This window comes from Nocardia sichangensis (assembly GCF_047200615.1).
Classification (GTDB): domain Bacteria; phylum Actinomycetota; class Actinomycetes; order Mycobacteriales; family Mycobacteriaceae; genus Nocardia; species Nocardia sichangensis.
The window spans coordinates 119,318-130,085 of the sequence record NZ_JBJZOK010000014.1 but is presented as its reverse complement, the minus strand read 5'-3'; the positions used below and the strand labels follow the sequence as shown (position 1 = coordinate 130,085).

The window sequence follows — 10,768 nt, the reverse complement described above, 5'->3', positions numbered from 1 at the left end:
CCCATCACGTGCGGGGGATGCGGGCAAGAGACCGGCTACAGGCGTACGCCCAGCAGGGCGTCGACGGCGGTGGTGATCAGCGTGGGGGCGGCGGTGTCCTGGCCGCCGTAGTCCAGTGCCTGGCGGGCCCAGTTGTCGAGGGCGTCGAGCGCCTTGGGGGTGTCCAGATCGTCGGCCAGGTGCTGGCGCAGGCGGGCGACGGTGTCGGTGGCCGACGGGCCGGCGGGCAGCGCGGTGGCTTCGCGCCACAGCTCCAAGCGCTGCTGCGCCCGCTCGAGCAGGGCGTCGGTCCACATCCGGTCTTGCCGGTAGTGGCCGGCCAGCAGGCCGAGGCGGATGGCGGCCGGGTCGACGCCGCCGCGGCGCAGCGTGGACACCAGCACGAGGTTGCCGCGGGACTTCGACATCTTCTCCCCGTCCAGCCCGATCAGGCCGGCGTGCACGTAGTGGCGGGCGAAGCGGCGGCCGGCGATGAGCGACTCGGCGTGCGCGGCGGAGTATTCGTGGTGGGGGTAGATCAGGTCACTGCCGCCGCCCTGGATGTCGAATTCCGGGCCGATGCGGTTCAACGCGATCGCCGAACACTCGATGTGCCAGCCGGGTCGGCCCGGGCCGAACGGGGCGGGCCAGGACGGCTCGCCGGGCCGCGCCGAGCGCCACAGCAGCGCGTCGATGGTGTCGCGTTTACCGGGACGGTCCGGGTCGCCGCCGCGTTCGGCGAACAGCCGCTGCATGGTGGCGCGGTCGTAGCCGGATTCGTAACCGAACTGGTCGGTGGCGTCGGCACGGAAGTAGATGTCGGGGTACTCGGCGTCGTCGACGACGTAGGCGGCGCCGGAAGCCAGCAGTTTCTGCACGAATTCGACGACCTCGTCGACGGATTCGACGGCGCCGACGTAGTCGCGGGGCGGCACGATCCGCAGCGCGGCCATGTCCTCACGGAACAGGTCGGTCTCCGCCGCGCCGAGGTCGCGCCAGTCCACGCCGTCGCGGGCGGCGCGTTCGAACAGCGGGTCGTCGACGTCGGTGACGTTCTGCACGTAGTGCACGTCGTGGCCCGCGTCGCGCCACAGCCGGTTGACCAGGTCGAAGGTCAGGTAGGTGGCGGCGTGCCCGAGGTGGGTGGCGTCGTAGGGGGTGATGCCGCAGACGTACATGGTGGCGGTGGGCCCGGGGGTGACCGGGCGCACCAGACGGTCGGCGGTGTCGTACAACCGCAACGGCGGTCCTGCTCCAGGGACGGTGGGGAGGGCGGTATCGGACCAGGACTGCATGCTTACGAGGGTAAAGGTGTGGTGGAGATCATCGGGCCCCGGCCCGGTCGCCGCGCCCATGCGGCCGGTAGGGTCGCCTGCCGCGACCTGCGTCTTCCAGCAAATCGTGGGATGTCAATAATTACGGTTTCGCTGAATCAGCTGTCGGTGCCGCGGGTGGGATCGCTGACGGTGTTGGGGCCGATCGCGAACGTCCCGTCCAGTTCGGGGATGTCGGGATCGGTGTCGGCGAGCGCGAGCTGAGTGAATTCGCCGCGCGCGACGTCGAACTCGAGTTCGTGATAAGCGACCGTATCGCCCCAGTCCGCGGAAGGCAACGAGATGAACCGCATGGTGAACCGCCCGGAGTCCACCGAACCCTCGGTCATGACGTAGACGCCGAAGTGGTTCTCCCCCGCCGAGCTCAGCCAGTAGACGCCGTTGTCGTAGAGGTGCAGGTCGGTGTCGGGGTAGGGCTTCTTGTCGTAGAGGTGCACGTAGTGCAATGCGATGCGGTAGGTCGGCGCGCCGACGGCGACCCGCACCACCGGCGCCGCGCGATCGGGAGTGGAGTGGGGCATCGCGTCCTCCTCGTCGTCGCGCCGAGCGCTCGAAGCTTCAACTGTGCCAGGAAACCCCGCGCTCGGCAGCGGTCGCGATCAGAACGCCGGCCACGGAATGGGCCGGGAGGTGCGCGGCAGCGGCATCACCGGGTCGTCGAGCACCTGCTGGGTGCGTTCGATCAACGCGTCGATCTCGGCGTCGGTGATGTGCTCGCCGAGCGTGTCGGCGAACGCGCCCGGCAACTGCTTGGCGAAGGCGGTGATGTCGGCGATCAGCCCGTCGTCGATGGGCTGCCCGGCCCAGCCCCACAGCACCGTGCGCAGTTTGTGGTCGGTGTGCAAGCAGATGCCGTGGTCGACGCCGTAGACCTGCCCGTCCACCCCTTCCAGCGCGTGCCCGCCCTTGCGGTCGGCGTTGTTGAGCAGGACGTCCAGCACCGCCATGCGCTGCAACCGCGGATCGTCGGCGTGGATCAGCGACACTTCGTTGCCGACGTCGTCCACCGCGCGCAGCACCTCGCGGAAGCCGTCGGGCACCGCGCCCGCGGGGCACAGGTCGATCAGGTCGAGGCGGTCGCCGCGGTCGGTGTGGTTGTCGACGCCCACGACCCAGCGTTGCACCATGCCGAAGCCGAAAGGGCCGTCGCGCAAGATGGTTTCGGGGATCACGCCCCAGCCGATCGCCTCGGAGATCAGATACGAGGCCACCTCGCGTCCGGCCAGGGTGCCGTCGGGGAAATCCCACAGCGGTCGTTCGCCGCGGATCGGTTTGTAGACCACCCGCAGGGGTGTCTCGCCGGTGGCGGTGTCGTTCACGTCGCAGACCAGGGTGACGTTGCTGGCGGTGCTGACCCGCCCGATCACGGTCAGTTCACCGTTGTGGAATCCGTCCCCGGCCTCGGCCACCGAATCACTCCTCCATTTCGGCCGCGCCGAAGATCTCACCGCGTTTGTAGCCGTTGGTGCGCACGCACATGTGCCCGCGCGCCGACAGCGGCTCACCGCACAGCGGGCACGGCGGGCGGCCCGCCGCGATCACCCGGGTGGAGCGCAGCGCGAATTCGCGGGCTTGGATCGGGGTGAGGAACACCCGCACCGCGTCGGGCCCCTCTTCGGTGTCGTCGAGGACCACCGACTCGTCGACCTCGGTCTCGGTGATCGCCAGCAGTTCCACCACCACCGCGCCCGCGTCGGCGTCCCAGCCCAGGCCCATGGTGCCGACACGGAACTCGGCGTCGATGGGGGTGACCAGCGGTGCGTTGTCGGCGACGTCCTCGGCCTGCGGGGGCACTTCGGCGCCGAAGCGGCGCGCGACCTCGTCCAGCAGCAGACCCATCCGGTCGGCGAGCACCTTGACCTGCTGCTTTTCCAGCAGCACGCTGACCACGCGCGGTTCCTGCACGGCCTGCAGATAGAACGCGCGATCGCCCGGCTCACCGACGGTCCCGGCGACGAAACGATCGGGGGTGCGGAATACATGGATTGCGCGTGACACATGCACCTCCTGATATGACCCTGATCGACTACCCGCGGCGCGGGGATTCCATACAACGACCGCTCGGTTGTTTACAAGGAATCTCGACGCTCCGCATTCCCATTATCCGCACTTGCGCTATTGCCGAGCTCGCCACCGGGGACTGGTCCGGAGACCTCGGGTCCCGGCGTCGACGACGACGCCGCTTGCTGTTGAGCGCCGGAGGCGGCGAGGGCCGACAGGTCGGCGCCGGTGTCGTTGAGCCGCCACACGTACGGTGCGGTCGGGGTGTAGCGCACGACGCTGAGCGAGGCCGGTTCGACGAGGATCCGCTGGAAGCCGTCGAGGTGGATGCCCAGGGCGTCGGCGAGTACCGACTTGATCACGTCGCCGTGGGTGCACGCCACCCACAGCGCGTCGCGGCCGTGCTGGGTGGCCAGGGCGCGGTCGTGTTCGCGGATCGCGGCGACCGCGCGGGCTTGTACTTGCGCCAGCCCTTCTCCGCCGGGGAACACCGCGCCGGAGGCGTGCCGTTGCACGACCTTCCACAGCGGTTCCTCCAGGAGTTCGGCGATGGGCCGCCCGGTCCACTCGCCGTAGTCCACCTCGACCAGCCGGTCGTCGAATACCGGTTCCAGCCCGAACTTTTCCGCCAGCGGCGCGACCGTGCGCTGGCAGCGCAGCAGCGGGGAGTGCACGATTCGTTCGATCGGCAGCCCGGCCAGTCGTTCGGCCACGGCCCTCGCCTGCTCCTCGCCGCGCTCGGTGAGCTCGACGCCGGTGCTGCGACCGGCCAGGGTGCGGGCGGTGTTCGAGGTCGACACACCGTGCCGCAACAGGATCACCGTCATGCGGTCAGCCTAGCGATCATGTCGCCGAGACCACCCCGCCCGCCAGCAGACCCATGAGGATCGCGCCCAGCACGATGCGGTAGCCGACGAACCAGTACAGCGAGTGCCGTGCCACGAAACGCAGCAGCCACGCCACCGACGCGTAGCCGACCGCGAACGCCAGCACGGTGGCCACCAGCAGCTGCGGTCCGCTGGCGTTGAGGCCCTCACCAGCGGGTTCGAACGCGTCCGGCAGGCTGAACAGGCCCGAGGCGGTCACGGCCGGGATGGCCAGCAGGAACGAAAACCGTACGGCCGCTTCGCGCTCCAAGCCCAAAAACAGGCCCGCGGTGGAGGTGGCGCCCGAGCGCGAGACACCGGGGATCAGCGCCAGGCACTGCGCGAAACCCATGGCCAGCCCGTCACGGGTGGTCAGTTGCTCGATCGGGCGATCCTTGCGGCCGAAGTGTTCACCGGCGGCGATGACCAGGGCGAAGAAGATCAGCATGAACGACACCAACCATAGATTGCGGGCGCCGGTGCGGATCTCGTCTTTGAGCAAGAATCCCAGCACACCGATCGGGATGGTGGCGATGATCACATACCAGCCGATGCGGTAGTCGAGTTCGCGCTGGGCCTGTTCGTCGAAGACGCGCTTGTGGTCGGCGGTGATGACCGGAAGTCTCGTCGTGGGCTGATCGTGCAGCGGGATCTGCTGGCGGCCGCGCGTGGTCAGTTGCTCGCGCAGACCCGCGAACCAGGCCAACAGGATCCGCCAGATGTCCTTGGCGAAGTACACCAGCACCGCGGCCTCGGTGCCCAGCTGGGTGACCGCGGTGAACGAGGCGCCCGCGTCGTCGCCGAAGAAGACCGACGAGACGATGCGCAGATGCGCCGAGGAGGAGATCGGCAGGAACTCCGTCAGTCCCTGCACCAGACCGAGCACCAAGGCCTGCACCCAGGTCATCGACTCGCCGACCACGAACCATCCTCCACTTCCGCGCGGAATACGCGTTGCTACCTGGGCATTGGTGCGGCGATCGGTCGATTCTTCCTGACCACCGCGCCAATCACGCAGCGACAGTACAGTGTCGAGGCCGCGGCGGCGTGCCCGGCCGTGGCGCTGCCGCCGCCGCGCGGGTCGCGGGTGTGCTCGCCGCACCCGAGCGCGACCCACTGTGCTGGTGGCCGCCGAGTCGCGTATCCACACTCTAGGCTTGGCGCCGTGACGAATGCGCGGACACGGTGATGGAACAGCGGACGGTGGGCCGCAGCGGCCTGCGGGTGTCGCGGATGGGCCTGGCGACCCATACCTGGGGTGCGCACACCGACGCCGAGGACGCGGCGGGGCAACTGGTGGCGTTCGTCGAGGCGGGCGGCACACTGGTGGACACCTCCCCCGCCTACGCGGGCGGGGCCGCGCAGCGGATCCTGGCCGAATTGCTCGGTGACCTGGTCTCCCGCGACGAGCTGGTGCTCAGCGGTTGCGCCGGGATCGCGCCGTGGGGATTCGCCGCGGCGGGGATGCCGGAGGCGGCGCAGGTCACCGTGGACACCTCGCGGCGGGCGCTGCTGCGGCAGCTGGACCGCACGCTGCTGGAGTTCGGCACCGACCATCTCGACATCTGGAATGTCGCGGTGTGGGATCCGCGGACGCCGTTGGAGGAGGTCGCCTCGACGTTGGAGCAGGTGGTGCGCTCGGGCCGGGTGCGTTACGCGGGGGTGCGCGGGTTCGGGGCCTGGCAGCTGGCCAGTCTGGCCGCGGTGGCGCCGGTGACCGCGGCGCAGACGCCGTATTCACTGCTGGCGCGGGGGGCGGAGACCGATGTCGTGCCCGCCGCGCGGTTCCACGGTGTCGGGGTGATCGCCTCGGCGCCGTTGGCGGGCGGCATCCTCACCGGCAAGTATCGCGACGGTGTTCCCGCTGATTCGCGCGGCGCCGACGAGGCGACCGCGGCGGAGATCCGCAGTGGTCTCGACGACCGCGCCACCCGGGTGGTGGATGCGCTGGTGACCGCCGCGGACGGGTTGGGCACCTCGCCGCTGGCGGTGGCGCTGGCCTGGATCCGGGACCGGCCGGGTGTGGCGAGCATGATCGTCGGCGCCCGCGATATCGGGCAGCTCACCGGCGTGCTGGCCGCCGAGACCCTGGAGTTGCCGCGGGCGATCGCCGCGGCCCTGGACGACGTCAGTGCACGCGCGGAGTGACACAGATTAGCCTTGCCTGCATGAGCACTGCAGCGGCCAGGGGTGGGAGTCGGATCCGAACCGGATGGCGGCGCGCCCTGCCGATGTTGTTCGCGGTGAGCTTGCTGGCGGTGGTGGTCGCGTGTGGCACCGACGCCGGGTCCTCGCACGGCGGGCACGGGCCGACGACGGCGACGCTGACCGATCTGGATCCGGTGCCCATCGGGCCGGAGCCCACGCCCACGCTGCCGGTGACGGTGCGTTCGTTCGACGGCGCCGAGGTGACCGTCACCGACGCCTCCCGCATCATCGCCGTGGATCGCTACGGCACCCTCGCCCAGATCGTGTACGCGCTCGGGCTGGGGCCCAAGCTGGTGGGCCGCAGCACCTCGGCGGCGTTTCCCGCGGTGCGGGATGTGCCGAACGTGGCCGGGGGCAACGGGTCGCTGAATGTGGAGTCGGTGTTGGCGATGCGGCCGTCGGTGTTCTTGACCGACACCACCAGCGCGGCGCCCGCGGTGCGTGAGCAGTTGCGTGCGGCGGGGGTCACGGTCGTGTACTTCGATCCGGAGCGCACGATGGACGGGGTGGTGCCGCAGATCGAGGCGGTCGCGGGCGCGTTGGGGGTGGCGCAGCGGGGGCAGGCGCTGGCGCAGCGAACCCGCGACGAGATCGCCGCCGCGAGCGCCGCGGTGCCCGCGCAGGACCCGCAGCTGACCATCGCGTTCCTGTATCTGCGTTCCACCGCGATCACGATGCTCGCCGGCCCGGGGTCGGGTGCGGACGCGTTGATCGCGGCGTTGCGGGCGCGGGACGCGGGCGCGGTGGCCGGGGTGAAGGAGCCGTTCACGGCGATCACCAGTGAGGCCATGATCGGCGCGGCGCCGGATGTGCTGCTGGTGATGTCGGACGGGTTGAAGTCCGTCGGCGGTGTGGAGGGGCTGGAAAAGGTGCCGGGGATCGCGCAGACCCCGGCGGGCCGCGACCGGCGTGTGGTGGACATGTCGGATGCGGTGCTGCTGAGTTTCGGGCCGAACACCGGCCGGGTGATCGCGGCGTTGAGCGCGGCGGTGTACGGCACCGGGCACGCATGAGCGTCTCGGAGACGGACACCGCGCGGCCGCCGGTGCCGCCGCTGCCGAAGTCGCGGGGCCGTTCGCGGGTGCTGCTGGTGTTCGCGGTGGCGGTGGCCGGGCTGGTCGCGCTGGCGGTGGCGTCGGCGGCGATCGGTCAGGTGCCGACGACGCCCGCCGAGGTCGCGGGCAGCGTGTTGCACCGGATCGGGCTGGATGTGGGGCCGGTGCCCGCGCATCCTGCCGGTGAGGTGACGTTGTGGCAGGTGCGGTTCCCGCGGGTGGTGCTGGCGATGCTGGTCGGTGCGGCGCTGGCGACAGCGGGTGCGTTGTTGCAGGGTGTGTTCGCCAATCCGCTGGCCGAGCCGGGCGTGATCGGGGTGTCGGCGGGGGCCGCGGTCGGTGCGGGCACGGTCATCGTGGTGGGTGGGGCGTTCGTGGCGGCGTGGTCGGTGGCCGCGGCGGCGTTCGTGGCGGGGCTGGCGACCACGTTGCTGGTGTATCTGCTGGCGCGCTCGGGTGGCCGCACCGAGGTCGTCACGCTGGTGTTGACCGGTGTCGCGATCAACGCGTTCGCGGGCGGATTGATCGCGCTGCTGCTGTTCGTGGCCTCCCCCGCCGCGCGCGATCAGATCGTGTTCTGGCAACTGGGGTCGCTCAACGGGGCCACCTGGGAGTCGGTGGGTGTGGTCGCGCCGCTGGCCGCGGTCGGGGTGGCGGCGGCGGTGCTGCTGGCGCCGCGGCTGGATCTGCTGGCGCTCGGAGAGTCGGCGGCCCGCCATCTGGGTGTCGACGTGGAGCGGTTGCGGCGCAACGTGATCGTGGTGGTGGCGATCCTGGCCACCGCCGGTGTCGCGTTCACCGGCATCATCTTGTTCGTCGGTCTGATCGTGCCGCATCTGGTGCGGATGCTGGTCGGCCCTGCCCACCGGATCCTGATCCCGCTCAGCGCCGTGGTCGGCGCGGTGGTGTTGCTGGCCGCCGACGTCGCCGCCCGCTCCCTCGTCGACAACGCCGACCTGCCGCTGGGCATGCTCACCTCCCTCATCGGCGGCCCGGTCTTCTTCTACCTGCTGCGCCGCACCCGCGCCCGGGCCGGAGGCTGGGCATGAGCGGGCCGCGCCGAGTGGCGCATGGCTGCGGTGAACGCCGAGAAGACCTCTCGATGGTGTGCCACTCGACGGGAGATGTGGGGTGAAGGTGCGGGTTGTGCACGAGGTGCCGGGGTGGCCGCGGCGGGGAGATGTGACGGTGCGGGCGTCGGGGGTGAGTGTGGAGCGGCGCGGGGGCGGGCAGGTGCGGCGGGTGCTCGACGGTGTGGATTTCGAGGCGGTGGCGGGGCAGGTCGTCGCTCTCGTCGGGCCCAACGGGGCCGGTAAGTCGACGTTGCTGGCCGCGTTGGCCGGTGAGTTGGCGCCGAGTGCGGGGACGGTGGAGCTCGACGGGCAGCCGTTGGCGCACTGGACGACGTTGGACATGGCCCGGCGGCGGGCGGTGTTGCCGCAGACCCACACCGTCGGGTTTCCCTTCACCGCGCGGGAAGTGGTGGCGATGGGCCGCGCGCCGTGGGTGCGCACCGAACGCCGCGAACACGACGAGAAACAGATCGCCGCCGCGATGGCCGCCACCGATGTCGCTCATCTGGCCACGCGATCGTTCCCGACCCTGTCCGGTGGTGAACGCGCCCGGGTGGCGTTGGCGCGTGTGCTGGCGCAGGACACCGCCACCCTGCTGCTGGACGAGCCGACCGCCGCGCTGGACCTCGGCCATCAAGAGGCCGTGCTGCGTCTGGCCGCCGAGCGCGCCGACGACGGCGCCGCGGTGGTGGTCGTCTTGCACGATCTGGGTGTCGCGGCCGCCTACGCCGACCGCGTCGCGGTCCTGGACTCAGGTCGCATCGCCGCCGACGGTCCACCCCGTGACGTGCTCACCACCGAACTGCTCACGCGGGTCTACCAGCACCCGGTCGAAGTGCTCGACCACCCGGTCACCGGGGCACAACTGGTGCTGCCGGTGCGCCGCTGAGCGCAGCGGCGACACCGCCTGCCGGGGGTGCGGTCAGGGATCGTGTCCTCAGGTACATGACGAACCGTGACCACAGCTGTAGCAGTGCTCATGTCGCCAGGAAGGTTCTGATGGCTTCGTCGCTGGAGAGGTGGTTGGCACTGATGGTGACGTCGATCGTCGGGTAGTTTCTGCGTACGGCCTCGGCGATGCCGGTGAGTCGATCGGCGACTACCGCGGGGTCGCGCAACGAATCCTGCCCAAGGCCGTCGAAGCCGGGGAACCCGTCGGCGACCAGGGTTACCTCGGGGTTGTCGATGATGTGGTCGTAGGTTTGGAATTCCACGCTGACGATTTTGGATGTGTCTACGCGGCCTGGCGTGGTGAATACGCGGTCGCTGACGCCTTCGACGTAATCGGCCGCCGAATGCCTTCCGCGGCCATCGGATTCACCCGGATGCGGGTGGCGTCGATACCCAGTACCATCCCCGCGGGATGGAACCGCATCGTGCCGTCGCGGACATCGGTCCAGCTCGTGATCGTTCCGTACACACCGGCGATATCGGGGCCGTCGGTCAGGTAGACAACGTCTCCGGCGGTGCTGTGCGACGCTGTGCGGATATAGCCTTCCTCGGCTGTGGTTTTTGGTCCACGGAAAGCTCGGGGAAAAACTTGGTCGACCTGCCACAGGCGTGCTCCGTTGTAGAAACGATCCGGCGGCGCGGAACCGGGTTCCAGCAGCGGACGCGGGAACGACGGGTCGCCGGTATCGAAAGCATGGCGAAAACCTCTGTCGGCGTCGGAAAATATTCGGGCTGCCTCCGCGGCTCCACCAGCGACGGGCCTGAGGCCGTGTTCGGCATCAGCCCTGGCCAATCTCCTGATCTCGTTGCTCAAGTGCTGGGCGAATCGGGCATACGCCCGTGCGATCACCTCGGATCTGGTCAGCAAGTCAACGCCCTCGGCTCGATCACCGCAGCTTCCTCGTCTTCTCCCGGCACCGTCGGCGACGTCCGTGTGGGTCCTGTGTTCGCGACCGTCAGCCGTGCCGGGGATACAGCCGGGTCGAGCCCAAAGCTGCCGTCAGGGAGATCTGGTCGTCGCGTCTGGCAGGCCGCGGGCGGCGGGGTCGTCACCGACCGCTCGCGCGGTCGGGACCGAGCGGGCGAGCCGGTCGAGTCCCGGGACCACGAAAGCGTCCCCGGCGCGGGCCGCCGCGCGCGTCTGGTCGGGTCCGGGACGCTGACGGTTGGTGCCTGTCGATCCGTGGACGGGACAGCTGCGTTGCCCGCTGCTGCCGAGCTCACACAACCGGTCGCGCTGAGCGATGAGATCCTTTGTGCCCGTGCAACAGCGGGCATAGCCGATCAACGTGCCGGACATG

13 protein-coding genes are annotated in these 10,768 nt (G+C 70.1%); 4 read left to right on the top strand and 9 right to left on the bottom strand.

Annotated features, from left to right (window positions below; genetic code table 11):
* Positions 1-35: 35 nt before the first annotated feature.
* The 6 genes from mshC to ACL03I_RS20595 all read right to left on the bottom strand — a co-directional run bounded on the left by mshC (position 36) and on the right by ACL03I_RS20595 (position 5,087).
* Positions 36-1,274, bottom strand: coding sequence for a cysteine--1-D-myo-inosityl 2-amino-2-deoxy-alpha-D-glucopyranoside ligase (gene mshC, locus ACL03I_RS20620; protein ID WP_355078010.1), 1,239 nt, complete (start codon positions 1,272-1,274; stop codon positions 36-38).
* A 137-nt stretch (positions 1,275-1,411) separates the two neighbouring features.
* On the bottom strand, positions 1,412-1,834 hold the full coding sequence (locus ACL03I_RS20615) for a hypothetical protein (RefSeq protein ID WP_412806724.1): 423 nt from the start codon (positions 1,832-1,834) through the stop codon (positions 1,412-1,414).
* Positions 1,835-1,912: 78 nt separating this feature from the next.
* Entirely contained in the window at positions 1,913-2,722 is an 810-nt protein-coding gene (locus ACL03I_RS20610; RefSeq protein ID WP_356966099.1) for an SCO1664 family protein, read from the bottom strand.
* A gap of 4 nt (positions 2,723-2,726) precedes the next feature.
* Positions 2,727-3,311 carry a DUF3090 domain-containing protein gene (locus ACL03I_RS20605; protein ID WP_355078007.1) on the bottom strand — a complete coding sequence of 195 codons (585 nt, stop codon included), beginning with the start codon at positions 3,309-3,311 and terminating at the stop codon, positions 2,727-2,729.
* Between the two features lie 71 nt (positions 3,312-3,382).
* The gene (locus ACL03I_RS20600) at positions 3,383-4,141 is read right to left on the bottom strand and encodes a histidine phosphatase family protein (RefSeq protein WP_355078006.1); all 759 of its coding nucleotides are present in this window, start codon (positions 4,139-4,141) and stop codon (positions 3,383-3,385) included.
* Positions 4,142-4,157: 16 nt separating this feature from the next.
* Positions 4,158-5,087 carry an undecaprenyl-diphosphate phosphatase gene (locus ACL03I_RS20595; protein WP_355078058.1) on the bottom strand — a complete coding sequence of 310 codons (930 nt, stop codon included), beginning with the start codon at positions 5,085-5,087 and terminating at the stop codon, positions 4,158-4,160.
* Positions 5,088-5,368: 281 nt separating this feature from the next.
* Between ACL03I_RS20595 and ACL03I_RS20590 the strand changes: the two genes are divergently transcribed.
* The 4 genes from ACL03I_RS20590 to ACL03I_RS20575 all read left to right on the top strand — a co-directional run bounded on the left by ACL03I_RS20590 (position 5,369) and on the right by ACL03I_RS20575 (position 9,405).
* Complete coding sequence (locus ACL03I_RS20590) at positions 5,369-6,328, top strand: aldo/keto reductase (RefSeq protein ID WP_355078005.1); 960 nt, start codon at positions 5,369-5,371, stop codon at positions 6,326-6,328.
* A gap of 83 nt (positions 6,329-6,411) precedes the next feature.
* The gene (locus ACL03I_RS20585; RefSeq protein ID WP_355078057.1) at positions 6,412-7,401 is read left to right on the top strand and encodes a heme/hemin ABC transporter substrate-binding protein; all 990 of its coding nucleotides are present in this window, start codon (positions 6,412-6,414) and stop codon (positions 7,399-7,401) included.
* Positions 7,398-8,492 (top strand): FecCD family ABC transporter permease, encoded by a 1,095-nt coding sequence (locus ACL03I_RS20580; protein ID WP_355078004.1) that lies wholly within the window; start codon positions 7,398-7,400, stop codon positions 8,490-8,492. The genes ACL03I_RS20585 and ACL03I_RS20580 overlap by 4 nt, the downstream gene beginning before the upstream one ends.
* Positions 8,493-8,574: 82 nt before the next feature.
* On the top strand, positions 8,575-9,405 hold the full coding sequence (locus ACL03I_RS20575) for a heme ABC transporter ATP-binding protein (protein WP_412806723.1): 831 nt from the start codon (positions 8,575-8,577) through the stop codon (positions 9,403-9,405).
* Between the two features lie 88 nt (positions 9,406-9,493).
* Here ACL03I_RS20575 and ACL03I_RS20570 read toward each other — a convergent pair whose 3' ends face one another.
* The 3 genes from ACL03I_RS20570 to ACL03I_RS20560 form a co-directional block, all read right to left on the bottom strand.
* Entirely contained in the window at positions 9,494-9,730 is a 237-nt protein-coding gene (locus tag ACL03I_RS20570; protein WP_412806722.1) for a hypothetical protein, read from the bottom strand.
* A 20-nt stretch (positions 9,731-9,750) separates the two neighbouring features.
* Positions 9,751-10,281 (bottom strand): hypothetical protein, encoded by a 531-nt coding sequence (locus ACL03I_RS20565; protein ID WP_412806721.1) that lies wholly within the window; start codon positions 10,279-10,281, stop codon positions 9,751-9,753.
* Between the two features lie 186 nt (positions 10,282-10,467).
* On the bottom strand, positions 10,468-10,767 hold the full coding sequence (locus ACL03I_RS20560; protein WP_412806720.1) for a recombinase family protein: 300 nt from the start codon (positions 10,765-10,767) through the stop codon (positions 10,468-10,470).
* Position 10,768 lies beyond the last annotated feature (1 nt).